The organism is Mesorhizobium sp. M7A.F.Ca.US.011.01.1.1, from assembly GCF_003998295.1.
GTDB lineage: Bacteria > Pseudomonadota > Alphaproteobacteria > Rhizobiales > Rhizobiaceae > Mesorhizobium.
On the sequence record NZ_RZRT01000261.1, the window covers coordinates 1 to 376 of the forward strand.

1 pseudogene is annotated in these 376 nt (G+C 65.4%); it reads right to left on the reverse strand.

Annotated elements, in window-relative coordinates:
• Window positions 1-53 precede the first annotated feature (53 nt).
• A pseudogene (locus tag EOA13_RS37645) lies at window positions 54-376 on the reverse strand (catalase-peroxidase); the annotation flags it as partial.

Sequence of the window (376 nt, forward strand, 5' to 3'; positions counted from 1 at the left end):
CCTTGGGAGGACCGGCGATCCGGCGCGGCCGCGCCGGAGCACCTTTAGCGATCTCAGGCGATGTCGAAGCGGTCGGCGTTCATCACCTTGGTCCATGCCGCAACGAAATCCCTGGTGAATTTCGCCTTGGCGTCCGCCGACCCGTAGACCTCGGCAAGCGCGCGCAATTGGGCGTGCGAGCCGAAGATCAGGTCGGCACGGGTGCCGGTCCACTTGACCGCCTTGGTCTTGCGGTCACGCGCCTCGTAGACTTCGTCGGAGCCGGCGGCCGGATCCCAGACCGTGTTCATGCTGAGCAGGTTGACGAAGAAGTCGTTGGTCAACGTACCCGGCCGGTCGGTGAACACGCCGTGCTTCGAGTTGGCCGTGTTGGCGC